The 24,500-nt window shown below is 64.2% G+C and carries 16 protein-coding genes; 10 read left to right on the top strand and 6 right to left on the bottom strand.

The window, feature by feature from the left end:
- Position 1: 1 nt before the first annotated feature.
- Together PY254_RS05760 and PY254_RS05755 are read right to left on the bottom strand one after the other, a co-directional pair.
- Positions 2-3,538 carry a hybrid sensor histidine kinase/response regulator gene (locus PY254_RS05760; RefSeq protein ID WP_281014520.1) on the bottom strand — a complete coding sequence of 1,179 codons (3,537 nt, stop codon included), beginning with the start codon at positions 3,536-3,538 and terminating at the stop codon, positions 2-4.
- Positions 3,539-3,720: 182 nt separating this feature from the next.
- Positions 3,721-7,293, bottom strand: a complete 3,573-nt coding sequence (locus PY254_RS05755) for a hybrid sensor histidine kinase/response regulator (RefSeq protein WP_281014519.1) — start codon at positions 7,291-7,293, stop codon at positions 3,721-3,723.
- Positions 7,294-7,490: 197 nt separating this feature from the next.
- Here PY254_RS05755 and PY254_RS05750 point away from each other — a divergent pair, with 197 nt between their 5' ends.
- Entirely contained in the window at positions 7,491-8,957 is a 1,467-nt protein-coding gene (locus tag PY254_RS05750; RefSeq protein ID WP_281014518.1) for a GTPase, read from the top strand.
- A 108-nt stretch (positions 8,958-9,065) separates the two neighbouring features.
- Here PY254_RS05750 and PY254_RS05745 read toward each other — a convergent pair whose 3' ends face one another.
- Genes PY254_RS05745 through ubiH form a run of 3 tightly spaced genes read right to left on the bottom strand, consistent with a single transcriptional unit; the run spans position 9,066 to position 12,357 of the window.
- Positions 9,066-9,860 (bottom strand): dienelactone hydrolase family protein, encoded by a 795-nt coding sequence (locus tag PY254_RS05745; protein WP_281014517.1) that lies wholly within the window; start codon positions 9,858-9,860, stop codon positions 9,066-9,068.
- 59 nt (positions 9,861-9,919) lie between these two features.
- Positions 9,920-11,131, bottom strand: coding sequence for a UbiH/UbiF/VisC/COQ6 family ubiquinone biosynthesis hydroxylase (locus PY254_RS05740; RefSeq protein ID WP_281014516.1), 1,212 nt, complete (start codon positions 11,129-11,131; stop codon positions 9,920-9,922).
- Positions 11,128-12,357 (bottom strand): 2-octaprenyl-6-methoxyphenyl hydroxylase, encoded by a 1,230-nt coding sequence (gene ubiH / locus PY254_RS05735; RefSeq protein WP_281014515.1) that lies wholly within the window; start codon positions 12,355-12,357, stop codon positions 11,128-11,130. The genes PY254_RS05740 and ubiH overlap by 4 nt, the downstream gene beginning before the upstream one ends.
- Before the next feature lie 87 nt (positions 12,358-12,444).
- Here ubiH and PY254_RS05730 point away from each other — a divergent pair, with 87 nt between their 5' ends.
- The 9 genes from PY254_RS05730 to PY254_RS05690 all read left to right on the top strand — a co-directional run bounded on the left by PY254_RS05730 (position 12,445) and on the right by PY254_RS05690 (position 21,622).
- Complete coding sequence (locus tag PY254_RS05730; protein ID WP_281014514.1) at positions 12,445-13,041, top strand: hypothetical protein; 597 nt, start codon at positions 12,445-12,447, stop codon at positions 13,039-13,041.
- A gap of 10 nt (positions 13,042-13,051) precedes the next feature.
- Positions 13,052-13,624 carry a cob(I)yrinic acid a,c-diamide adenosyltransferase gene (locus tag PY254_RS05725; protein WP_281014513.1) on the top strand — a complete coding sequence of 191 codons (573 nt, stop codon included), beginning with the start codon at positions 13,052-13,054 and terminating at the stop codon, positions 13,622-13,624.
- 11 nt (positions 13,625-13,635) lie between these two features.
- Entirely contained in the window at positions 13,636-14,553 is a 918-nt protein-coding gene (locus PY254_RS05720) for a histone deacetylase family protein (protein ID WP_281015166.1), read from the top strand.
- A 128-nt stretch (positions 14,554-14,681) separates the two neighbouring features.
- Positions 14,682-17,087: an LPS-assembly protein LptD gene (gene lptD / locus PY254_RS05715; protein ID WP_281014512.1), complete on the top strand. Its 2,406-nt coding sequence runs from the start codon at positions 14,682-14,684 to the stop codon at positions 17,085-17,087.
- A gap of 33 nt (positions 17,088-17,120) precedes the next feature.
- Entirely contained in the window at positions 17,121-18,461 is a 1,341-nt protein-coding gene (locus PY254_RS05710; RefSeq protein ID WP_281014511.1) for a peptidylprolyl isomerase, read from the top strand.
- Between the two features lie 6 nt (positions 18,462-18,467).
- Positions 18,468-19,529 (top strand): 4-hydroxythreonine-4-phosphate dehydrogenase PdxA, encoded by a 1,062-nt coding sequence (pdxA, locus tag PY254_RS05705; RefSeq protein ID WP_281014510.1) that lies wholly within the window; start codon positions 18,468-18,470, stop codon positions 19,527-19,529.
- On the top strand, positions 19,526-20,314 hold the full coding sequence (gene rsmA / locus PY254_RS05700) for a 16S rRNA (adenine(1518)-N(6)/adenine(1519)-N(6))-dimethyltransferase RsmA (RefSeq protein WP_281014509.1): 789 nt from the start codon (positions 19,526-19,528) through the stop codon (positions 20,312-20,314). The genes pdxA and rsmA overlap by 4 nt, the downstream gene beginning before the upstream one ends.
- A 57-nt stretch (positions 20,315-20,371) precedes the next feature.
- Positions 20,372-20,755 (top strand): Co2+/Mg2+ efflux facilitator ApaG/CorD, encoded by a 384-nt coding sequence (gene apaG / locus PY254_RS05695; protein WP_281014508.1) that lies wholly within the window; start codon positions 20,372-20,374, stop codon positions 20,753-20,755.
- A gap of 15 nt (positions 20,756-20,770) precedes the next feature.
- Entirely contained in the window at positions 20,771-21,622 is an 852-nt protein-coding gene (locus PY254_RS05690) for a symmetrical bis(5'-nucleosyl)-tetraphosphatase (protein ID WP_281014507.1), read from the top strand.
- Positions 21,623-21,683: 61 nt separating this feature from the next.
- On the opposite strand, the gene secA is transcribed toward PY254_RS05690, so the two are convergent.
- Positions 21,684-24,431 (bottom strand): preprotein translocase subunit SecA, encoded by a 2,748-nt coding sequence (gene secA / locus PY254_RS05685; RefSeq protein ID WP_281014506.1) that lies wholly within the window; start codon positions 24,429-24,431, stop codon positions 21,684-21,686.
- Positions 24,432-24,500 lie beyond the last annotated feature (69 nt).

Genomic DNA, 24,500 nt, shown 5'->3' with positions numbered 1-24,500 from the left:
TTCAGGCCGGCAGTGATTCCGTGGCCGACGCGGCGGGTACTACCTGCGCCAACGCGGCGATCAGCTGTTCACCACTGACCGGCTTGCGCAAGAAGCCGTCCATGCCGGCTTCGCGCGCCTTCGCCTCATCACCAAGACCGGAGCGTGCGGTGACGGCCAGCAGTGGCAAATGCTGACCCTCGTGTTCACGCTGGCGGATCAAGCGGGCAATCTGGAAACCATCGACGCCGGGCAAATCCAGATCCAGCAACACCGCATCGAAATCGCCGTTCGCCAACTCCGCCAGACCGGCCAACCCGTTGCCCACGTGCTGCACCTGATGGCCTTCGCGCTGCAGCAAGCCGCAGATCACCGTGGCCACAATCGGATCGTCTTCCACCAGCAACAAGCGATAGCAACGATCGGCACTGACCGGCCCGGTCGACGCGACAGGCGCAGCTTCCTGCAGCGGGATGCGCACGCGGAAGGTACTGCCGTGGCCCTGGCGTGATTCCAGTTCGATGCTGCCGCCCATCATCTCGACCAGCTCGCGGCAAATCGCCAGACCCAGACCGCTGCCGGCACGCCGTTGTGGACCGGCAACCTGTTCGAAGCGCTCGAAAAGCCGTGCCTGGCTCGACTCCGAAATGCCCGGACCTGTGTCGCTGATACTGCACAGCAAGCCGCTATCGGTGCGGGCCGCGTGCAAGGTGACCTCGCCATGCTCGGTAAACTTCAGCGCATTGTTGGCCAGGTTCAGCAGCACCTGCTTGATGCGCAACGCATCACCAACCCACTGCGGTGGCAAATCGCTGGCCGTCTGCAGCACGAAGCGGATGCCTTTGGCATGCGCCAGACCCTGCTCCAGTTGCGCGACTTCACGCAGCAACTGCCGGGGATCGAACGGCGACACGTCCAGTTCGAGCCTTCCGGCCTCGATGCGGGCCAGGTCCAGTGCATCATTCAGCAACTTCAGCAGCATGCTGCCGGAACGCTGCATGGCCTGGGTGTAGTCATGCTGCAACGGATTCAGCGGCGTACTCAGCAACAACTCGGCCATGCCCATCACGCCGGTCATCGGCGTGCGGATTTCGTGACTCAGGGTCGCCAGGAACTGGCTCTTGGCCGCACTCGCGGATTCGGCCATCTGTCGCTGCTGCTCCACCATGTCCACGTGGTGCTGGCGCGCCAATCGGCTGCGCCAGGCCCGCAGACTGGCCCACGCTGCCAGCAACACGATCAAGACGTAAGCGACCCATGACCACCAGCGTTCCCACGGCGGCGCCTGCACCTGGATCTGCAACGGCGTGCGCATGCGTACCCACTGACCATTGGCACCGGCCGCCTGCACTTCGAGCAGGTAATTGCCGGGGGCCAGACCGGTGAACTCACGTTCGCCATGATTGCCGTTGTCGACCCATGCATTGTCGAAGCCTCGCAGGCGGAAGCGGTAGTGGTTCGCCAGCGGATCGACATAGGAAAACAGGCGCGTGGCGACAATCAGGCCGCGATCCCGCCAGCCCATCTGGAAAACCGATTGATCCTGCGGCAGCGGCAGCAACTTGCCATCGCGGCGCACACTGACCTGGGTGACGGTCAGCGGCGCAACGCTGGTGTCATCACGAATGCGATCCGGATTGAAACCGACCACGCCACCGAGCGTCGGTGCGTACAGGTTGCCATCGGGCATGATGGCGTAGCCGCGCGAGAACTCGCCGTTGGTCAGGCCATTCTGCAGGCCAAACGAACGGAACCGTCCGCTGCGCGGATCAAAACGCCACAAGCCGTCGTGACCGAGAATCCAGACCCGCTGCAAGGCATCGACCCGCAGGTCAACCACGTTGATGGATGGCCAGCCGCGCGACACGTCAACAGTCTTGTCCAGCGTCAATCCGCTGCCTTGGTAGCGGTAATGCTCCAGGCCTTCCGGGCGTGCCATCCAGATGCCGTCGTCACTGAAAGCGAACGCGTTCACCGCGCGATCGCTGCTGACTCCGGCAACCAGCGTGAAGCGATCGCTGTGCGGGTCCATGCGCAACATGCCGCCATCACTGGCATACCAGAAATAGCCGTCCTGCTCGGTCAGCTGGCTACCCAACAATACGCGCTGATTGGGTTGATCCATCGCCACCCGACTCACCGCCAGTGTTTCCTGATCGATGCGGAACAGACCTTCGCCGAAGGTGCGCGCATACATGTGGCCATCGGGTCCCGGCTCGACTTCCAGCGGATTTTTCAACCAGTGGCTGGCTGGGTCGATACGCTGCGGTGGCTGACCCAGCGTGTCGCGGTAGAGTGCTCCGCGCACCGCAATCCATAGTCGCTCCTGCCGGTCCTGGGTCATGCCCAAGACGTCACCGCCGAGGCCGGACAGGACATGCTCGACCTTGCCAGTGTGGGGGTCCAACTTGTCGACCCGGCCGGAACGCTCACCCACCCAGACCCGGCCATCATGACCACGCGCCATCGCGGTCACGATGGAATCACGCAGACTGGTCGGGTCATCGGGCACATGCGTGAAACGGCTGGTGTCATTCCAGCTCGGTGCGAGGTAGGCCACGCCGCCATCCAGCAAGGTCACCCACAAACCACCTTCATGATCGACCAGCAACGACCACACCCAGGTACCGGGCAGGTCGCCGTGCAGCACCGGCTGATCGGTCACTGCCAGCAGCGGTGCGGATGGCTGCGCCTGCATCAACAAACCGTGCTGGGTGCCGATCCAGAGCCGACCCTCGCCGTCATGCACGCTGGCGAAGGTGTTACCGACCGGTGCGCCACGGGCGGTCAACAAATGCGCCACGTCGTTGCGGTCAATCAGCAGCAGGCCGGCCGAGGTTTCGGCACGCATCCCTTCCGCGTCGCCTTCCACGTGCCATGCATCGATCGGCGTCGGGTTGCCGGCTTGCACCACCCGATGCAACTGACCGGAAACATCGCGCCGAAACAGGCCGTGCGCACTGCCGATCCACAACTGCTGCTGCTTGTCGACATACAGCGCACTGACCGCACCGAACGCAACCGGGACGCCACCCAGCAGCGGGTTGAGCACGTGCTCGAAGCGAGCCGTGCCTGGCAGCATGCGGTCCAGTCCCAGCGCGGTACCCACCCACAGGCTGCCATCCGCACTGGCGGCGATCGACCAGACGTTGTCACTGTTCAGGCTGGCTGGATCATGCGGATCATTGCCCCAGTGCGTGAACCGGCCACTGGCAGCATCGTAGCGATTCAGCCCCGCCTCCAGACCGGCCGCCCACAGCTTGCCGTCACGATCGAACAGCAGGCTGGCGATACCGTTGTCGTAGAGTGAATAGGGATCGCCGACCGCATGTCGGAATACCTTGAAGTCGACCCCGTCATAGCGGGCAATGCCGCCCTTGGTGCCAAACCATATCGAGCCATCGCGATCCTGCACCACGGCGTAGACGGCGCTGCTCGGCAAGCCATCAGCGGTGGTGTAGCGCCGGAACTGCGGCGTGGGCAACAGATCGGTGGCGGGAGCGGTGTTGGTCGGTGCAGCGACCGGCACTGGTGCCAGGCTGTGCGCGGATGCGCTCACGCCCAGAGCCATGATCAGCACGACCGCCGATAACATTTGCCTGCCCCCTTCGGACTTCCCTTCCAGCCCGCGCCGCCGTGCCTGCGAACTCCGACTCACCAACCAAGCAATCATGGCCAGCCTGTCACGTGCTGACCATCATGCCAAAAGCAACCAATACGCGCGAGCATGCACAGCAGCGATCAGCCGGATGCCGGTGTCTCTGACGCAATCACCCGCCCCAGCGCCGTCGCCAATTGCTCGCCGGTCAGTGGTTTGTGCAGGAAGCCGTCCATGCCGGCAGCGCGCGCCAGCGCCTCGTCGTCGCTGCCTGAGCGCGCAGTGACGGCGATGATCGGCAAATGCTGCTCCGCATGTTCGCGCTGGCGGATCAGACGCGCAATCTGGAAGCCATCGACACCGGGCAGGTCCAGATCCAGCAACAGCGCATCGAAGGCTGACTGGGTCAGCTCGGCCAATGCCGCCAGCCCGTTCACCACATGCACCACATGGTGATGATCGCGCTCCAGCAGACCACGGATCACCGCGGCCACGATGGTGTCGTCTTCCACCAGCAGCAAGCGGTAGCAACGATCGGCAGGCACCACCTCGGATGGCAGCAGTGCCGGCACCGCGGGTTCGACCAGCGGCAGGCGCACATGAAAGGTGCTGCCGTGACCCAGCCGCGATTCCAGCTCGATGCTGCCACCCATCATGTCCACCAGCTCACGACAGATCGCCAGGCCCAGTCCGCTGCCAGCCTGACGCTGTGGACCCTCGGCCTGTTCGAAGCGCTGGAACAAGCGCGCCTGGCTTGCCTCGGGAATGCCCGGACCGGTGTCGATGATGCTGAACTGCAGGCCGCCATCGATGCGGCAGGCTCGCAAGGTCACGCTGCCTTGCTCGGTGAATTTCAGTGCGTTGTTGGCCAGGTTCAGCAGCACCTGTTTGATCCGCAGGGCATCGCCGGCCAATTGTGGCGGCAGATCGTCAGCGACCTCCAGTGCGAAGCGCAGTCCGCGCGAGTGCGCCAGTCCCTGCTCAAGCTGGGCCACATCCTCCAGCAACTGCCGGGGATCAAACGCCGATGGCTCCAGCTCCAGTTTGCCCGCCTCGATCCGGGCCAGGTCCAGCGCATCGTTGAGCAGCTTCAGCAGCATCGTGCCGGAGCGCCGCATGGCCTGGGTGTAGTCGTGCTGCAATGGATTCAGCGGTGTACCCAACAGCAGTTCGGCCATGCCCATCACGCCGGTCATCGGCGTGCGGATCTCGTGGCTGAGGGTGGCCAGGAACTGGGTTTTTGCCGCGCTCGCCGCCTCGGCCATCTGCCGCTGCTGTTCAACCAATTGCATGTGATGGCGCTGCGCCAGTCGGCGGCGCCAGTTACGCAGGGTAAGACTGGCTGCCGCAAGCACCAGCAATGCGTAACCCAGCCACGCCCACCAGCGCATCCACGGTGGTGCCTCAACGTGAATGCTTACCGGCGTGGCCAAATGGCCCCACGGACCATCCTCCGCCGCCCCGCAAACTTCCAGCACGTAATCACCCGCCGGCAAACCTGCGAAATCGCGTTCGCCACGACTGTCGCCGGTCACCCAGCCACTGTCGTAACCACGCAACAAATAACCGTAGCGATTGGCGGCCGGATGGGTGTAAGACGCCACCCGCGCATCCACGCGCAAGTCGCGGTCACGCCAGCCCAGGACTACCTTGCGACCATCCAGCGGCAACCCAACGATGTCTTTGCCACGCCGCACGCGCAAGCCGGTCAAGCTCACGGGTGGCGGCGATTTCTGCGTATCCGAAGCGCCCAATCGATCGGGACGAAACGCAATCACGCCACTTTCGCTCGGCGCGAAGACAGTGCCATCGGCAGCCAGCGAGGTCGCCGCGCTGACGAACTGGGCATCCAGCAGCCCCTGCCCCGGACCGAACGAGGTGAACTGATGCGTCGATGGATCAAACTCGAACAACCCCGGGTTGGCGAAAATCCATAAATGGTTCTGGCTGTCGACCAGCAAGGCCTGCAGGCTGGCGGCAAAATCCTGCTTGCTGATATCCCGGCGGGCATCGAGCACGGCCTTGCCATCGGCGTAAGCGTAGTGTTCCAGACTGCCTTCGGTGGCGACCCAGAACCCGAAGGCGTCAAACGCAAAGGCGCGTACTTCGTGCCGCGCCACACCGGGCACGAATGCCAGCGCAGCGCCGTCCTTGTCCATGTGCAGCAGGCCGGCCGCACTGGAATACCAGAGCTGCCCCTTGTGAACGGTCAACTGCGAAGGCAGCAGTGCATCGTCAACCGACGTCTCAAACGGAATTTTGGCAATGGCCAGATCGGCAGGATCGATCTGGAATACACCCTCGCCCCACGACGCCACGTAGACGCGTCCAGCCGGCCCGGCTTCGAGAAATACCGGTCGACTCATGCCGGCCCTGGCTATGTCGACGTCGATCAACTTGCCGTGTTCAAACATTTTCAAACCACCGGACACGGCGAGCCACAAGCGCCCTCGCGTATCTTCTGCCAGCGCCGCCGCCTGATTCTTCACCCCCTTGACCAGATGCCGCACCGTACCGGTACTCAGATCAAGCTTGTCGATAAAATCGCTGTCACCGGCCACCCACAACTGGCCGTCGCCGGCGATCGTCAGAGCCGAAACCTTGGAGGCAGACAGGCTTTCAGGATCGTCGGGAATGTGGGTATACCGTGCAAAACCATCCCAGCGCGCCGGCAGGTAGGCCACGCTGGAACCTTCGAAGGTGGTCCACAGGCCGCCTTCGCGGTCCAGCATCACATGCCAGGTCTTGCTGTCTGGCAAACCACCGGGCAACAACGGTTGCCCGGCAATCAGCTTGAACGATCCACTGCCACTGCCCAGCAACAAGCCGGTGGATGCACCAATCCACAGCCGGCCCTGCCGGTCGCGCGCACTGCTGAGCACGCGCAAGTCTGCCAGTTGCGGGCCTGCCAGCGGATGGGCCACGCCATCCAGGCCCACCTGCAGCAGACCGCCATCAACGGCAATCCGCACATCACCGCTAACACCATCAATGCTCCAGACCTTGTTTGCATTGCCGACGAACGCCGGATCAATCGTTACGGGCAGAATGACACCGTTGGGCAAACGTCGGTACACGCCATGGCCCGTGCCGATCCACAGACTTCCGTCGGCATCGGCCAGCAACGCGCGCACCGGGCCGAACGACGCGGGCGCGTTGCCGGAGTTGTCCAGCGGCACATGCTCAAAGCCCTTGCCGTCCGGATGCATCCGATCCAGTCCGGCCTGAGTGGCGACCCACATTGCGCCATCGACAGTCTGCGCAATGCTCCAGACCTCATTGCCGCCCAGGCTCTCTGCGCGCGCGTCGTCATGCTCCCAGCGCTGAAAACGTCCAGTGCGCTGGTCATAGACGGTCAACCCACTGGCAATGCCACCGGCCCAGATCCGATTGTCACGCGACACAAACAACGCGTAGATGGGATCGGCCGGCATCGAGTTGGCATCGCCGGAAACGTGCCGGAAGACCTTGAAGTCCACGCCGTCGTAACGCACGATGCCGCGCGCCGAGGCAAACCACATCAAGCCGTTGTTGTCCTGCGCCACCGAGTAAACCGGCCCACTGGGCAGGCCACTGGCAACGCCGTAGCGGCGGAACTGGGGCGTGGGCAACGAGGTGGCCGACGCGTCGGAGGAAATGGCCGGCCGTGCCGACGCCGCCGTCGGTGCAACGATGAGCAGCAGTGCCCATGCCACCGTGGCAAGCCAGGCACGCAAGCTCGATCCCGTTCTCATGACTCCCCTTGGCGCGCCCATGATCTGCTACCAACGATGCCGGGGTCTGATCGCCCGATCGGCCGATAGTGCCAAAACCAGCCGGCCAGCGCGAATCGAAGGCCGCAGCTGCAACCCGCCCAGCTGCCGCCGACACGCCAACGAACGGCGTGCCGGGTCAAGCTGGCTAGAATGCGCAGATGTCTCGACGCCTGCGATTATTGTTCACTGCGATGGCTCTGGCCGCACTGCTGTGGCTGCTGTTCGCCGCGGCTGAACGCGCGCTGGCGCTGGCGCAGCGCTTCCTGGACTTGCCGCCGTGGCTGCAGTGGACGCTCGGCGGCGTGCTGCTGCTCTTCGCCATGGTCGGTGTGAGCGTGCTTTGGTGGTTGCTGCGCCCGCGACGCAAGCGCCGCCCGCTGCCGGTGCCCGATCGCGGCAGCCTGGAACAACGCATCGGCCAGTTGCGCGACCACGGAGCAAATACCGGTTCGCTGGATAGCGAGCTTGGTGAGCTGGATCGGCGACGTGCCAGTGCGCGCATCTACGTCGCCCTGTTCGGCGAAATTTCCACCGGCAAATCCAGCCTGATCCGCGCGCTGGCGCCGCACGCAGCCGTGGCCAGCGATGCCCGTGGCGGCACCACCCGCGCCGTCGGCCACTACGACGGCACGCTCGCCGATGGCCGCACGCTGGTTTTGGCCGACGTGCCCGGCAGCCGCGAAGCCGGCGGTGAGGCACACGAAACATTGGCGCGCGAAGAGGCACTTCGCGCGCATGCAGTGATCTATCTGTGCGCCGGTGACCTCAGCCGCCAACAGGTCGATGAACTGCGCTGGCTGGCCGACTTCGGAAAACCGCTGCTGCTGGTGCTGAACAAGGTCGACCAGTGGAGCGATGCGGAACAAACGCAGTTGCTGGATCGTTTGCGTGGACACGCGCGTGGCATCGCCAGCACGGTGTTGGCGGTCAGTGCCGGCGGCAGCGAGCGCTACCAGCGCCAGCTCGCCGACGGCAGCACCGAGTCGGTGGAACGTCAGCGAAAACCCGCTATCGCAGCGTTGCTGCAAGCACTGGGGCGGCTCACCGCCGCCGGTGCCGAAGGGCTGGAAAGTCAGCGAGAAAACGCCGTGCTGGCCGGGCTGCATCAGCGCACCGGCACGCTCGAAGCGCAGACCCGCGCCGAACAAGCCGAACGCATCGTGCGCAAATACGCACGCCGCGCGATCGTCGGCGCCATGGCCGCCGTGGCACCAGGCAGCGATCTGGTCATCCAGGGTGTGCTCGCCACCGGCCTCACTCGCGCACTGGCCGAACTGTACGGCGTGAAAGTCAGCGAGGTGCAGATCGAAGACTTCGTGCAACAAGCGAAACTCACCCTGCGCACCGGCAGCTCGATCGTGCTGGCCGTCGCCGGCAATGCCTTGAAGGCGTTCCCCGGATTGGGGACGCTGGGCGGCGGCGTGCTGCATGCGTTCGCCTACGCGCTGATCTTCGACTCGATGGGCCGCGCGCTCGCCGCGTCGCTGGCCGAGCGCCACAGCCTCGACCAGGATGATGCCGGGGCGCGCTTGAAGGAATTGCTTGCCGATGCCGGCGGCTCGCGCCTGCGCCAACTGGCCACGCTCACCGTGGAAGCCGTACGCGAGCGTGGCACGACGGACTGAAAGTCATCGCGTGGCGGAAAGGTCCTAGATAATCGGCCGCAGGGCGGGCAATGCCTGCCGATCTCCATTTGCGTGACCGTATCGAAAAGCCCGCGGGCGGTGCCCGCCCTACGGCGTGCCGCCGAACGCCGCGCCCAGCCAGTCGTGCATCAGCCGGTAGCTGCGCGTTGCAGCGCGTTCATCGTAGCGGCAGCCGGGCGAGTTCTCGCCGACTTCGGTGAAGCAGTGCACGGCGTGGCCGATCACCACAAACTGCCAGTCTGCCGGGCTCAGGCGCATCTCGTCCATGAACTTGTCTGCATCCGGCATGGTGCCCTTGTCGTCGGCGCCGTTCATCGCCAGCACGCGTGCCTTGATGTTTTTCGCCAGCGCCGGGTTGTCGGTATCCAGTCCGCCGTGGAACGACACCACGGCAGCGACATCGGCGCCACTGCGCGCCAGGTCGAGCACCGCCGAGCCGCCGAAGCAGAAACCGATCGCTGCAAGTTTCTTCAGGTCAATCGGTGCGCTGGTTGCCTGCGCCTTCAACTGGTCCAGCGCCAGATTGATCCGCTTGCGCATCAGCGCGCGGTTGCCATACAGCGGCTTCACCGCCGCCTGCGCCTGTGCAGCATTGCCCTGCTGCGGGCGCACGTTGGCGCCATACATGTCGGTGAGCAGGATCACGTAATCCTTGCCGGCGATCATCTCGGCCTTCTGCACCGCCGCGTCGTTGATGCCGTACCAATTCGGCACCATCACCAGACCCGGGCGTTTCGCCGTGGAGGCATCGTCGTAGACCAGCACGCTGTGGAAACGGGTGCCGTCCTGAGTCCATTCGACCGGACGATGCACCATTTTTGCCTGCACGGCGAAACTCGAACCGGCAAGCAGCAGCAGACAGCAGAATCGGGCAATGCGCATGATCCATTCTCCAGTGGCGTTGTGACGACGACCACCCCGGGCAAGGGCAGGCCGGAATTTCAGAGACCGGCAGCGTGTTCCGACAACCGGCGCTTCAGCGGCGCGAGGCGATCGAGCAAACGCACGCCCACGCCACGCAAGCCAACCAGCGCTGGCGACTGCAAGGCGTAGATCCGCGCCAAGGCGTCAAAGCTCATCGCATCCAGCGTGTCGGCGCTGCGCCGACGGCGCGCATAACGCCGCAGAACATGGGCTGCACCGATGTCGCGGCCGGCCGCACGCGCTTCACTCAGTACATTGCGTAGTTCAACCACATCACGCAGACCGAGGTTCACGCCCTGCCCGGCCAGCGGATGCACCGTATGAGCGGCATCACCCAACAGCACCATGCGGTCGGCCTGGTAACGCTCGGCCAACTGCAGCTTCAACGGGAACGCCGCACGCGGCGTGCTGGCAACGACCCGCCCCAAGCGAAAGTCGCTGGCCACGCCCAGCTCATCGAGGAAGGCCGGCTCATCGAGCGCCAGCACCCGCTGCGCCTCGACCTCGGGCAGCGACCAGACAATCGAGCTGCGCCCGTCGGCCAATGGCAGCAACGCCAGCGGACCGCCGGGCAGGAAGCGCTGCCACGCGGTGTCCTGATGCGCGCGCTCAGTGCTCACGTGCGCCACCACCGCGCGCTGTGCGTAGTCACGACCACGAGTACCTATGCCTGCCTGCTGGCGCAGCGGCGATGAAGCCCCATCGGCGGCCACCAGCAAGGCCGCTGCCAGCGTCTCGCCGGTAGACAGCTGCAGCTGGATACGATCCTCACGCGCCTCGAATGCGCTCACCTCGGCGGGACACAGCACGCGCACCCCTGCCGGCTCAAGCGCCCGCCAAAGCGCCGATTGAATCAAGCTGTTCTCGACGATGTAGCCGAGCCGGTCGCGTCCTTCGCTGGCCGCATTGAAGTCGATCGCCGCACCGCTTTCCGCGTCCCACACATGCATATGTGCATACGGACCCACGCGCGCTGCACGAATGGACGTCCAGACACCCAAATCATCCAGCAGTGCCACCGAGGACGGTGCCAGCCCGACCACACGCAAATCCACTTCCGCCTGCGCGTCCCATGGCTTGGGTGCATGCGCCTCCAACAGCGCCGTACCGAAGCCGGCATGCGCCAGCGCCAGCGCGGTGGCGGCGCCAGCCATGCCGCCGCCAACCACCGCCACGTCCAGCGCAGGCGGACGGCGGCGGGAAGCTTGTTCCTGAGCAGGCGCGCTCATGGCAAGCGCTCCAGCACCGCCGCAGGCGGCTCGCCACGAAAACCCATGCCACGCCGGGCCAATGCACGTTGCAGTGGCGGCAAGCGGTCGCAGGCCAGCAGCGCCAGCGAGCGCAGCGGCGCCAGCAGCGGTTGTGGCAGGCAGGCGAGCCGGACCAAGCCGTGACTCATCGCCATCGTGCCTTCGCGATCTGGCGCTCGACGCGCGGCATACGCTGCAAGCAGCGCAGCATCGCCGGGGTCAGTGGCGCTGGCCACCAGTTCGGCCAAGGTCAGCGCATCGCGCAGGCCCAGATTGAAACCCTGTGCCCCGATCGGATGCACGGTTTGCGCAGCATTGCCGACCAGCACCGCACGCGGCGCCGTAAGTTGCGCAGCAGCGACGCGATGAATCGCATACGGATGACGCTTGCCCGGCCGTGACAAACGACCCAGCCGCCAGCCGAAGCGGCGCTGCGCCAGTTCGAGAAACCCGGCGTCATCCAGCGCCGCAACCGCCGCCGCCTCATCGGCCGACACGGTAAGCACCAAACCACAACGGCGCTCAGCCAGCGGCAGCAGCGCAATCGGGCCCTCGTCGGAAAAGCGCTCGTACGCGCGATTGGCGTGCTCGCGCTCGGGCGTGACCGTGCAGACAAACAGGCTCTGTCGATAATCATGATGATCGGCCGCGATGCCGAGCTGGGCGCGCACGAACGAATGCGTGCCGTCGGCGCCCACCAGCAAGGGCGTATCAAGCTGGCGCACCCCTTCCGCGGTGGTGATCTGCGCACGCCATCCCTGCGCCAGCGGCTGCAACGCCGACAGCGTGGCCGGTGCCAGCCGGGTCAGCTGGGTGCATTCGTCCAGCCGTCGCAGCAACGCCGCACCCAGCTCGCGCGCCGGCAGGGTCCAGCCCAGCGCATCGACGCCCTGACTGCCCGCGGTGATCCGCGCGCTGCCGAATTCACCGGCGCGACTGACATGAACGTGGCGAATTGGCGTGGCGCCGGCAGCTGCATGCCGCCATACGCCGATGGCTTCCAGACCGTTGACCGTGGCGCCAGCCAAGGCCAGATTGCGCTCGTCGTAACTGGGCTGGGCATCGGTGCGTGGCGCAGCGGACTCGACCAGGGTGGCGGGAATACCCGCCACATCCAGCGCAATCGCCAGGCTGGCGCCAACCAGACCACCACCGACAATCAGCACCGTGGACTTGCTGCTGGCAGGAATTTCGGAGACGTCCATTCGTCGATGATACCTGCTGGAGCTGTCTGCGGCGCAGGGCATTGGGCTAGACTAGCGGCCTGTCCAGTTGCCCACACGGAGTACCCCATGGCCAAGACGCAGAACCAGCGCATCGGCATTTTCCTGCTGCTGGCCCTGGTGATGGCAGCGACCCGCCTGCATCACTTCGGCGCTTTGCCCGACGCATCCTGGGGCGTGTTCTTCCTCGCCGGCTTCTGGTTGCGCGGCTCCGCACGCTGGGCATTCCCGCTGCTGATCGCCACCGCGGTGCTGGTCGACTTCTTCGTGATCACCAGCGCCGGGCTGAATTTCTGGAGCCACTACTGCGTGTCGCCGGCCTACTGGTTCCTGCCGGCGTACATGGGCGCACTGTGGATGGGCGGCAGTTGGCTGGCCCGTCATCAGAGCGGACTGAGCCTGTCGACGCTGGGCGTGGCTGCCGTAGCGCTGCTGGTCAGCGAGACGATCTGCTACCTGGTTTCCAACGGCAGCTTCTACTGGCTCAGCAGCAGCGTTCCGCTGCCGCGCACCACGGGCAGCTGGTTTGCCAACCTCGGTGACTGGTACCTGCCCTTCCTGTCGACCACCGCGTTGTACGTCGGCATCGGCGCCGTGCTGCACGTCGGCGTGGTGCTGCTGGCGCGCAGCTTGCGTCAGTCAAATCGTACTGGTCTGAGTCACTGAGCTTGCTGGCATGGGCAATCGACTTTCGAAGATCTACACCCGCACCGGCGACGATGGCAGCACCGGCCTCGGCGACGGCTCGCGCGTGGGCAAGGATTCGCAACGGGTAACGGCCTACGGCACGGTCGATGAGCTCAACAGCACGATCGGCATGCTGCTGGCTGCGGACGGCGTCACCGACGCGGTACGCGAGGCGCTGACCCAGGTGCAGCATGACCTGTTCGATCTGGGTGGCGAGTTGTGCATCCCCGGCATGGCGATGGTCGAAGACAGCGACATCAGCCGGCTGGAATCGATTCTGGACGAACTCAACGAGCCGCTGCCGCCGCTGAAGGAATTCATCCTGCCCGGTGGCGGCATGGCCGCCGCTTGCGGCCATCTGGCGCGCACGGTGTGCCGCCGTGCCGAGCGCGAAGTGATCGCACTGGCCCGACTGGAAGATATTCGCGGCCAGCCGCAGCGCTATCTCAATCGCCTGTCCGACCTGCTGTTCGTGATCTCCCGCGTGCTGGCTCGCGCCAGCGGTCACGGCGAAGTGCTGTGGCAGCACGAACGTCGCCGCAAGCCGAAACCGTCAGCCTGAGCCGCCGCGTGCTGCGGCTGTATACCCACTCCGCCTGCCTGCATCACGACCCCGGCCCGGGGCACGTGGAGCGGCCCGCGCGTCTGCGCGCGGTGCTGCAGGCACTGGATCACGACCGCTTCGCCACGCTGGACCGAATCGAGGCGCCGCAGGCGACCGCCGAACAGTTGCTGCGCGTGCACAGCGCCGCCCATGTCGCCGAGGTGATGACTGGCGCACCCGCGGGCGAACTGCTGGCGCTGGACTCGGATACCGTGATGAGTTGCGGATCAACCGAAGCGGCGTTGCGCGCTGCCGGCGCGGTAGTGGCCGCCGTCGATGCGGTGCTTGCCGGCGCCACGCGGCGCGCGTTCTGCGCGGTACGACCGCCGGGCCACCACGCCACACGCGAACGTGCCATGGGCTTCTGCCTGTTCAACAACGTTGCTGTGGCCGCTGCCCATGCGCTTGCCGTGCATGGCCTGAAACGCGTGGCGATCGCCGATTTCGACGTTCATCACGGCAATGGCACCCAGGACATCTTTGAGCGCGAACCGCGCGTGCTGTTTGCCTCCAGTCATCAGTCCCCGCTATACCCGGACAGTGGCTTCGAGGATGAGCGTGGTGTCGGCAATATCTGTAACGCCACGCTGTCACCCGGCGCTGGCTCGCACGAGTTTCGCGAGTTGTGGGATGGAACACTGCTGCCGCGGCTGCATGCCTTCAAGCCGCAACTGGTGCTGGTTTCTGCCGGCTTCGACGCCCATCGCAACGATCCGCTGGCCGACCTCCGACTGGGCCAGGAAGACTACGCGTGGATCACCGAACGGCTGGTGGCGCTGGCTGAAGCCCACGCTGACGGGCGACTGGTTTCGACCCTCGAAGGTGGCTATGACCTTGCTGCGCTGGCCACCAGCAGCAGCGCGCACGTCACCGCCTTGATGGAATGAACCGGCGGCACGCAGCGCGGTCACCCACCTGCTTCGGCTGAATCCCGCCCTGCCAGCACAAACGATCTGCTGCCGTCGGAGGGGGCTTTCTGTTAGCTTAACGAGCCTTCGAAGCCGGCAGATTCCCCGTGACGCGCAAGTTACCTCCACGCCGCCTGTTGGCGGTCGCCGCTGCACTCGCCCTGGTCGGTGGCCAGGCCGATGCTCACAGCAGCCCAAGCCCCGCCGCGGGTGCGTCTTCCGCAGCGGCCGATCTGGCTTGCCCATTGGGCTCGTTCCATTGCGCACCGCGTCCGGTCAATTACGCGATGTGCCGCCCGAACGCCCTGCTCGAGTTCTACGATCCGGTGCTGATGCGCGACAGCAGCCAGCGCGACAGCAGCCCCACCCAGATACAGGCGCAGCATGTCGACAGCTCCAACCGGTCGGTCTATCGACTGAGTGGCGACGTGCGGCTGGAACGCGCCGATCAGTTGCTGCGCGCCGACCGCGTCGACTACAACAACGACAGCACCGACTACGACGCACGCGGCAATGTGCGCTATCAGGACGCCAGCCAGTTGCTGGCCGCCTCGCACATGCGCGGCAATACCAACGACAGCCACGGCACGGCCAATGACTTGCGCTACCAGATGCTCGATTCGCGCGGCAACGGTACCGCGGACCTGGGCCAGATGCTGGATGCAGAGCACACCCGCTACACGCAGGCCACGTATTCCACCTGCGATGTCGGTCATCACGTGTGGGAAGTTCGCGCGAAGTCGATCACCATCGACAAGGTCAACGGTGTCGGCGTGGCGCGCGACGCCAGCATGCGGATCGGCCACGTGCCCATCCTGTATCTGCCGTATTTCAGCTTTCCCATCGATGATCGGCGCAAGAGCGGCTTTCTCTATCCCACCATGGGTCACAGTGGCCGTTCCGGCTACGAGATCAGCACGCCCTACTATCTCAACCTGGCACCGAACTACGACGCCACGCTTGACCCGCGCTATTACAGCCAGCGCGGCCCCATGCTGGGCGGCGAGTTTCGTTACCTGACGTCGCGCAGCGCCGGTCAGCTGGAAGCGCAATACGTGCTGAAAGACCATGGCGTGAGCGATGGACTGGCCGACACCAAGGGCGACTCGCGTTACCTGGTGCAGTTCTCCGACACCACCCAGTTATGGCAGGGCTGGCGTTTCGTCAGTTCATACAACCATGCCTCGGACAGCAGCTACCTGTATGACTTCGGCGACAACCTGACGCACAGCGCGATCTACACGCTCGGTTCCAATGTCGCGTTGGTGGGTTCCGGAAAGTGGTGGAACGCCTCGGTGGGCGGCACGATTTACCAGAACATGAATCCGTTCAGCACCGACAGCGGCCTGCCATACCGGCAACTGCCTTACGCGAATTTCAGCATGGATATACCGCTGTCGAACTGGCTTGAGGCCGGGGTGGACAGCGAAGCGGCGGCGTTTCGCAAGACCGGTTATGTTGAAGGTCAGCGCGAGGATATCTATCCCTGGCTTGCCGCCGATTTCGGCAGCGCCGCCTGGTTCGTGCGGCCCAAACTGGCTTGGCGTTACACGTCATACCAGCTTGGCAGCGGTCGTCAGGATTACGGTTACTACGGCCTGCTCGGTGGCGGCACTTCCACGCCATTTACCGATGCCTCGCCCAGCCGCTCCTTACCCATCGTCAGCCTGGACAGCGGGCTGGTTTTCGACCGCAAGGCCTCGTTGTTTGGCAACAGCTACACACAAACACTGGAACCTCGGCTCTATTACCTCTACGTGCCATATCGCAATCAGAACAACCTGCCGTTGTTCAACACCAATGCAATGACGTTCGACTACTGGCAGCTGTTCTCGCCGAACCGCTTCTCCGGTGCCGACCGCCAGATGGATGCGAACAACCTCACCGCGGCGGTGACCACCCGCCTGCTCGACGAGAGCGGTGTGGAGCGCTTGTCGGCCAGCATCGGCCAGATCCAGTATTTCAGTCCGCAACGGGTGCAGCTGCCCTACGGTCAGAACAGCGTGGTACCACCCACTGACTGGACCCGCTCCGACTATGTGGCCCAGCTGGATGTGCGCCTGAACGACCGTTGGCGCCTCGCCAGCGCATACCAGTGGAGTCCCAACACCCGCCGCACCGACATGGGCATGCTGGAGCTGCAGCGGCGGATCGGCACGGACGGCGTCTTCAACTTGTCCTACCGCTACCGAATCGGACTGCTGGAACAATACAACGCATCCGTGGTCTATCCGGTATCCGAGCGCTGGCGACTGGTGGGTTCGTGGACTTATTCGGTAAAGGACCGCCAGAGCGTCGATGCACTGGCCGGCGTGGAATATGACAGTTGCTGTGTCGCCCTGCGACTGGTCGGTCGCAGCTACGTCAATCAGGCCTACTACGGGCCCACACCGGCCACGGGACTCAACCGTCGGGACAACGCGGTCATGTTCGAAATGGTGTTCAAGGGTCTGGGCTCCACCGGTGGCCAGATCGAGCCCCTGCTGCGCCGTGATATTCTCGGCTATCAATAAACATACTCGCTGCGGCGACCAGGCTTTTTACTGATGAAGCAAACCCTCGCATCCCTGCTACTCGCATTCGCGATCATGCTGCCCGCTCACGCCCAGTTGCTGACCTCGGCCGCTCCGGCCAGCCAGCCGCTGGACCGGATCGTGGCGGTGGTCAACGACAATGTGATCCTGCAGAGCCAGTTGAACGAAGCGGTGGCCTCGGTACAGCAGCAGTACGCCGGCCACACCGAGCAGCTGCCGCCCATGAACGTGCTGCAGCAGCAGGTACTCAACCGGCTGGTACTGATGCGCCTGCAAGTCCAGAAGGCGCAAGATCAGGGTATCCGTGTCTCCAGCGCCGACATTGATCAGGCGGTTCAGGGCGTGGCACAGCAGAACAATCTCACCCCTGAACAGTTGCGTGCAGAGGTCGAGCGCAGCGGCAGCAGTTTTGCCGCGTTCCGCGAGCAGCTCGGCGACCAGATCACCGTGCAGCGTCTGCACCAAAGCGTGGTGCAGGACTCCGTGTCGGTGACCGACAGCGAAATCGACAACCTGCTCAGCAGCCCGACCTACAAAGCCGGCGAAGTGCATCTGGCACACATCCAGATCAGCATCCCCGCCGGCGGTGATGCCGCGGCTATCCAGACCGCCCAAGCCAAGGCCGAAGCGGCGCTGGCCGCGATCAAGGGCGGCATGGACTTCAACGCTGCCGCGATCCGCTATTCGGACGCTTCAGACGCACTGGATGGCGGCGACCTCGGCTGGCGCCGGATGGATGAGATTCCGCCGGCATTTGCCGACACGATTGCCACCATGAAGGCCGGCGAAGTCAGTCCAGCCCTGCGTGGGCCGACCGGCTTCCACATTCTCAAGCTGATGGGTCAGCGCGAGAACAACCGCACGATGGTCACCGAACTGCATGCCCGGCAGATCCTGATTCGCCCGAGCGAGTTGGTGACCCCGGAGCAGGCTGAACAGAAAGCACGTGACCTGTATCACCGCATCGTCGACAAGCACGAAGACTTCGCCACGCTGGCCAAGGAGTACTCAAAGGACGACACCTCGGCCAACGTCGGCGGCGACATGGGCTGGTTCCGGCAGGACGCCTGGGGCAAGACCATCGCAACCCAGCTCGCCCAGCTGAAGGACAACGAGATATCCAAGCCCTTCCAGAGCGAGGCCGGCTGGCACATTCTGCAGCGGCTGGGTGAACGCCAGTCTGACCAGACCGTGCAGATCGCTCGTGACCAGGCGCGCCAAGCCATTGGCACGCGCAAGTCCGAACAGGTTTATGACGATTATCTGCGTGACCTGCGTTCCAACGCCTACATCAACATCCTGGTACCCGAGCTGCGCAGCGCAGACGACCAGGCTGCCGCCAAGTCGCCGTAAGCGACTTTGGACGCTACGCGGCTGCCCCGGCTTGCCATTACTGCCGGAGAGCCGGCGGGCATCGGCCCCGAACTGCTGATCCGGCTGGCAGCGACTTCGCTGCCAGCCAACTTCATCGCCATCACTGACCGCGCGTTACTGCAACGCGCGGCCTTGCGCTGCTCGTCAGCCATCACGCTGATTGACGATGATGGTTCGGACATCCACGAGCGAACGCCGGGCACGCTGCGCGTGCGCCACACGCCGCTGGGCGTTGCGGAAATTCCCGGCCAACCTGATGCACGCAATGCCGGCCACGTACTCGCCACACTGGCCGAAGCGGCCGATGGCTGCATGAGCGGACGTTACGACGCCCTGGTCACCGCGCCGCTGCAGAAAGCATCCATCAACGATGCAGGCATTCCTTTCAGTGGGCATACCGAGTTCTTTGCCGAACGCGCGCACGCCGACGTGGTGATGATGCTGGCCAGTCCCGAGCTGCGCGTGGCACTGGTGACTACTCATCTGCCGCTGGCCGCCGTATCCGCCGCGATCACACCCGCCAGCCTGACTCGAACGTTACGCATCGTGCACGCCGAACTGCGCAGCAAATTCGGGGTGAGTGAACCACGCATCGCCGTGCTTGGCCTGAACCCGCACGCCGGCGAAGGCGGCCATCTTGGCCACGAAGAGATCGACACCTTGATTCCCGTGCTGGAAGCGCTGCGCGGCCAAGGCATGCAGCTGCTCGGGCCGCTGCCGGCCGACACCGCCTTTGTGCCGGCCCAACGCCAGCATTACGATGCCGTCGTTGCGATGTATCACGATCAGGCACTGCCGGTACTCAAGAGCGAAGCGTTCGACCGCACGGTAAACCTCACACTTGGCCTTCCCTTCATTCGCACCTCGGTCGATCACGGTACCGCGCTGGATCTTGCCGGCACCGGCAAGGCCGATCCATCCAGCCTGATTGCCGCCACGAAGATGGCATTGGAGCTCGTGGCGCGCAGCGCAACACGTCGCTCTTCTCCCCCTCGGGGAGACGAGCGAGGCGAGGGGCCACTGATTCCGGAAACATCGATCAAATGAACGCCCGCCCCAAGAAAAGCTTTGGCCAGCACTTCCTGCATGACCGCCGCTACATCGATAGCATCGTCAGCTCGATAAGGCCGCGAACGGAAGATTTCATGGTCGAGATCGGGCCGGGCGAAGGTGCCTTGACCCTGCCGCTGCTCGCCGCCGCCGGCAAACTTACGGCGATCGAACTGGACACCGACCTGATCCCCGGCTTGCAGGCGCGTGCGGCCAGCGTGGGTGAACTGCACATCGTTCACGCCGACGTGCTTAACGTCGATTTCAGTGCCATGGCGCACAGCCATGGCGTGCCGCGGCTGCGCATCGCCGGCAATCTGCCCTACTACATCTCCAGCCCGATCCTGTTTCACTGCGTCGAACATGCCGCGGCCATCCAGGACATGCACTTCATGCTGCAAAAGGAAGTGGTCGACCGCATGGCTGCCGCGCCCGGCAGCAAGACGTATGGACGGCTGTCCGTGATGCTGCAACTGGCGTGTCGGGTGGAACCTCTTTTCGAAGTGCCGCCCGAAGCCTTCCGCCCGCCACCCAAGGTCGACTCGGCAGTGGTTCGGCTGCTGCCACTGGCGCCGGAAGAATTGCACGACGCGAAACCCGAGGACGTCTACAGCGTGGTCAAGGCCGCGTTCGGACAGCGCCGCAAGACCCTCTCCAACGCATTGGGTCAGTTGCTCGACGCCGACGCTATCCGTCGCGCCGACGTGGACCCGCGTGCGCGCGCCGAGACACTGTCGCCAGCGGATTTCGTACGACTGGCCAAGGTCTACAGCGAACGTTGATTCAACGCGTGCGATGCAACGCCACCCAATCATGGCGGCAGGCCGTACAATCGCAACATGACTGAAAAGCCTTCCTACACGATCGATGTGCAGGTCCAGACCCGCTTCGTTCCGGACCAGTCGAAACCGGGTGACAATCGCTACGTTTTCGCCTACACCATCACGCTGCGCAATGCGGGCGCCATGCCTGCGCGCCTGCTCGCCCGACGCTGGATGATCACCGATTCCAACGGCAAGGTTGAGGAAGTCAGCGGTGAAGGCGTCGTGGGCGAACAGCCCTGGATGCGTCCGGGCGAGGATTTCGAATACACCTCCGGCGCCGTTCTGGAAACGTCAGTCGGCACCATGGGCGGCAGCTACCTGATGCTGGCGGACGACGGTACGGAATTCGACGCCCCTATTCCGACTTTCACGCTATCCATCCCGCGTACGCTGCATTGAAGGCCTGGCACTGACATGGCTACGTACGCAATCGGTGACGTGCAGGGCTGCTATCCGGAATTGCAACGTTTGCTGGAAAAACTGCGCTTCGATCCAGCGCAGGACCAACTGTGGTTCTGTGGTGACCTGGTCAATCGCGGTGGCCAGTCGCTGGACACCCTGCGACTGATCCACAGCCTGCGCGAATCCACCACCATCACCCTTGGCAACCACGACCTCAGCCTGCTGGCCATTGCCCAGCGCAAGCCCGATGCGCAGGCACGGGTGAATCCGGAATTGCGCGAAGTATTGTTCGCCGAAGATGCCCCCGTGCTGTTCGAATGGCTGCGTTCGCAAAAGCTGGTGCACCACGACGAGCAACTCAACTGGACCATGGTGCATGCCGGGCTGGCGCCGATGTGGACGTTGCGTCAGGCGCTGCGCGCTGCGCAGGATGTCGAGCGTGAGCTATCCAGCCCGCGACACCCGCGCCTGTTGCGCAACCTGTTCGGCAATCGTCCGGCCGTGTGGTCGGCGCGGCTGCAGGGCCTGGACCGCCTGCGCGCCACGATCAACACCACGACGCGCATGCGCTACTGCGATGTCAATGGCCGCATCGACTTCGATGCCAAGGGCGTTCCAGGTACGCAGAAGCCGGGGCTGTATCCGTGGTTCTCGGTGCCCGGCATGCGCCGGCGCGACACCCGCATTGTCAGCGGCCACTGGTCGGCGCTGGGTCGCTTTGCCGGACTGGGTGTGTACGCCATCGATACCGGCTGCGTCTGGGGCGGACAACTCACCGCGCTGCAACTGGACGAGGGTGAACCGCGTTACATCACCGTCGACGCCGAGCCGCACCGCAAACGCCCACCGGGCGGCGAGGACTGAGCTACTCCACGCCAAAAAAAACCCCGCCGAGGCGGGGTTTTTCATGCGCTGCACACACGACTCAGGCGAGCTGGCCGTGGCAGTGCTTGTACTTCTTGCCGGAACCGCAAGGGCATAGCTCGTTGCGACCGACCTTGGGGCCGTCATGTTGCGCCTGCGATTGCGCCAGACGCATGCCGGCACCCACGGCCGACGCATCGACCGGCTCGCCACCGCCAAAAGCACCAGCCGGCGGCGCACCGCCACCCGACGCCAGCATCTGTTGCTGCAAACGATCAGCGAGGCGTTGCTGCTCCGCTTCCATGGCCACCACTTCTTCTTCGCTGCGAATGCGGATGCGTGCCAGCATCTGGGTCACTTCGGACTTGATGCGATCGAGCATGCCCGAGAACAACTTGAACGATTCGCGCTTGAACGCCTGTTTCGGGTCCTGCTGCGCATAACCGACCAGATTGATGCCCTGGCGCAGGTAATCCATGCTGGCCAGGTGATCCTTCCAGGCATTGTCGACCACCGTCAGCATGACGTGCTTCTCAAGCTGACGCATGGTCTCAGCCCCGATCTGCGCCTCCTTCGCGGCAAACAGTTCGTTGACTGCGCCCTGCACGTGCTCGAGGATCATCTTCGCGTCGATTTCATGCTGCTGCTCGATCCACGTCTTCAGGTCGAGCGACAGACCGATTTCGCTTTCAAGCTCGCGATCCAGCCCGGCCAGGTCCCACTGTTCGTCGATGCTGTCGTCAGGCACATAGGCGCGCACCATGGACTGCACCACGTCCTCGCGGATGTCCGCCACGGTTGCGTGCACCTCTTCACCGTCGAGCAGTTCATCACGCTGGCGATAGATCACCTTGCGCTGGTCGTTGGCGACGTCGTCGAATTCCAGCAGATGTTTGCGGATGTCGAAGTTGTGCTGCTCGACCTTGCGCTGGGCCTTTTCGATCTGCCGGCTGATCATGCGATCTTCCAACGCGTCGTCGTCCTTCATGCCGAAGCGCTTCATCCAGCGCACCAGCCCCTCGCCACCGAAAATACGCAGCAGGTTGTCTTCCAGCGACAGGTAGAAACGCGAGGAACCCGGATCGCCCTGACGGCCGGAACGGCCACGCAACTGGTTGTCGATACGGCGCGACTCGTGGCGCTCGGTACCGATGATGTGCAAGCCGCCGGCCGCGAGCACCTGCTCGTGCAACTTCTTCCACTCGGCCTTGGCACGCGCGCGATCGACTTCGCTGGCGCCTTCCGGCAGCGCAGCAAGCGCGGCTTCGAGGCTGCCGCCCAGTACGATGTCGGTACCGCGACCAGCCATGTTGGTGGCAATGGTGACCTGTCCGGGCGCACCAGCCTGGGCGACGATGTGCGCTTCGCGCTCATGCTGCTTGGCGTTCAGCACTTCATGTGTCACACCGGCCTTGTTGAGCAGACCGGAGAGCAGCTCGGATACCTCGATCGACGTAGTACCGACCAGCACTGGCTGGCCGCGTTTGTGGCAGTCCTTGATGTCCTCGATCACCGAGTTGTACTTCGGCGTCTGCGACAGGAAGATCATGTCCGGGTTGTCCTTGCGGATCATCGGCTTGTGGGTGGGAATCACCACCACCTCCAGACCGTAGATGCTCTGGAATTCGAACGCTTCCGTGTCAGCTGTGCCGGTCATGCCGGCCAGCTTCTTGTACATGCGGAACAGGTTTTGAAACGTCACCGTGGCCAGCGTCTGGTTCTCGCGCTGGATCGGCACGCCTTCCTTCGCCTCGACCGCCTGGTGCAGTCCATCGGACCAGCGCCGACCGGCCAGCGTGCGACCGGTGAATTCGTCGACGATGATGACCTCGCCGTCGCGGACGATGTAGTCCACGTCACGCTGGTAGATGCCATTGGCACGCAATGCCGCATTGAGGTGATGGACGACACCGAGATTCTTGGAGTCGTACAGGCCGCTGTCCTCGTCGATCACGCCGGCGGCGCGCAGCAATTCGTCAGCGTGCTGCATGCCCGCCTCGGACAGATGCACCTGTTTCTGTTTCTCGTCGACCCAGTAGTCGCCTTCGCTGTCTTCCTCAGCCTGCCGAATCATCCGCGGCACGATCTTGTTGACTGCCAGATACATGTCCGGCGAGTCCTCGGCGGGACCGGAAATGATCAACGGCGTGCGCGCCTCGTCGATCAGGATCGAGTCGACCTCGTCGACGATGGCGTAATGCAGGCCGCGCTGGTAGCGCTGTTCCTTGCTGAGCGCCATGTTGTCGCGCAGATAATCGAAACCGAATTCGTTGTTGGTGCCGTAGGTGATGTCAGCCGCATACGCCGCATGCTTGTCGGCGTGGTCCATGCCCGGGTACACCACATCGACCTGCAGGCCGAGGAAGTTGTAGAGCTTGCCCATCTGCGCCGAGTCGCGGCGTGCCAGATAGTCGTTCACGGTAACCACGTGCACGCCCTTGTCGGCCAGCGCATTGAGGTAGACCGGCAGCGTACCGACCAGGGTCTTGCCCTCACCGGTGCGCATTTCGGCGATCTTGCCCTGATGCAGCACGATGCCGCCGATCATCTGCACGTCGTAATGACGCATGCCGAGAGTACGCTTGGCCGCCTCGCGAACAACAGCGAAAGCCTCAGGCAGAAGCTTGTCCAGCGATTCACCTGCCGCGACGCGCTGCTTGAACTCGTCGGTCTTGCCCCGCAACGCGTCGTCACCCAACTTTTCGAATTCGGGCTCCAGCGCGTTGATGCGACTGACGGTCTTGGACATTTGGCGCAATACGCGCTCGTTGCGGCTACCAAACAGGCTCGTAAGGGCACGGTTGAACATCGAATTTCCGGATTGGAGAATTGGAACGCCCACATCAGGTGCAGGCCAATCGGACATGTTACTACATGC

The sequence above is a fragment of the Rhodanobacter sp. AS-Z3 genome (genome assembly GCF_029224025.1).
GTDB lineage: Bacteria > Pseudomonadota > Gammaproteobacteria > Xanthomonadales > Rhodanobacteraceae > Rhodanobacter.
Note: the sequence above shows the minus strand (reverse complement) of the source record. Positions and strands in the feature narration are given on the sequence as shown.

Coding starts and splice junctions, on each gene's coding strand:
- PY254_RS05750 (WP_281014518.1), top strand. CDS start 7,491: ATGTCTCGACGCCTGCGATTATTGTTCACTGCGATGGCTCTGGCCGCA.
- PY254_RS05745 (WP_281014517.1), bottom strand. CDS start 9,860: ATGCGCATTGCCCGATTCTGCTGTCTGCTGCTGCTTGCCGGTTCGAGT.
- PY254_RS05740 (WP_281014516.1), bottom strand. CDS start 11,131: ATGAGCGCGCCTGCTCAGGAACAAGCTTCCCGCCGCCGTCCGCCTGCG.
- ubiH (WP_281014515.1), bottom strand. CDS start 12,357: ATGGACGTCTCCGAAATTCCTGCCAGCAGCAAGTCCACGGTGCTGATT.
- PY254_RS05730 (WP_281014514.1), top strand. CDS start 12,445: ATGGCCAAGACGCAGAACCAGCGCATCGGCATTTTCCTGCTGCTGGCC.
- PY254_RS05725 (WP_281014513.1), top strand. CDS start 13,052: ATGGGCAATCGACTTTCGAAGATCTACACCCGCACCGGCGACGATGGC.
- PY254_RS05710 (WP_281014511.1), top strand. CDS start 17,121: ATGAAGCAAACCCTCGCATCCCTGCTACTCGCATTCGCGATCATGCTG.
- rsmA (WP_281014509.1), top strand. CDS start 19,526: ATGAACGCCCGCCCCAAGAAAAGCTTTGGCCAGCACTTCCTGCATGAC.
- apaG (WP_281014508.1), top strand. CDS start 20,372: ATGACTGAAAAGCCTTCCTACACGATCGATGTGCAGGTCCAGACCCGC.
- PY254_RS05690 (WP_281014507.1), top strand. CDS start 20,771: ATGGCTACGTACGCAATCGGTGACGTGCAGGGCTGCTATCCGGAATTG.
- secA (WP_281014506.1), bottom strand. CDS start 24,431: ATGTTCAACCGTGCCCTTACGAGCCTGTTTGGTAGCCGCAACGAGCGC.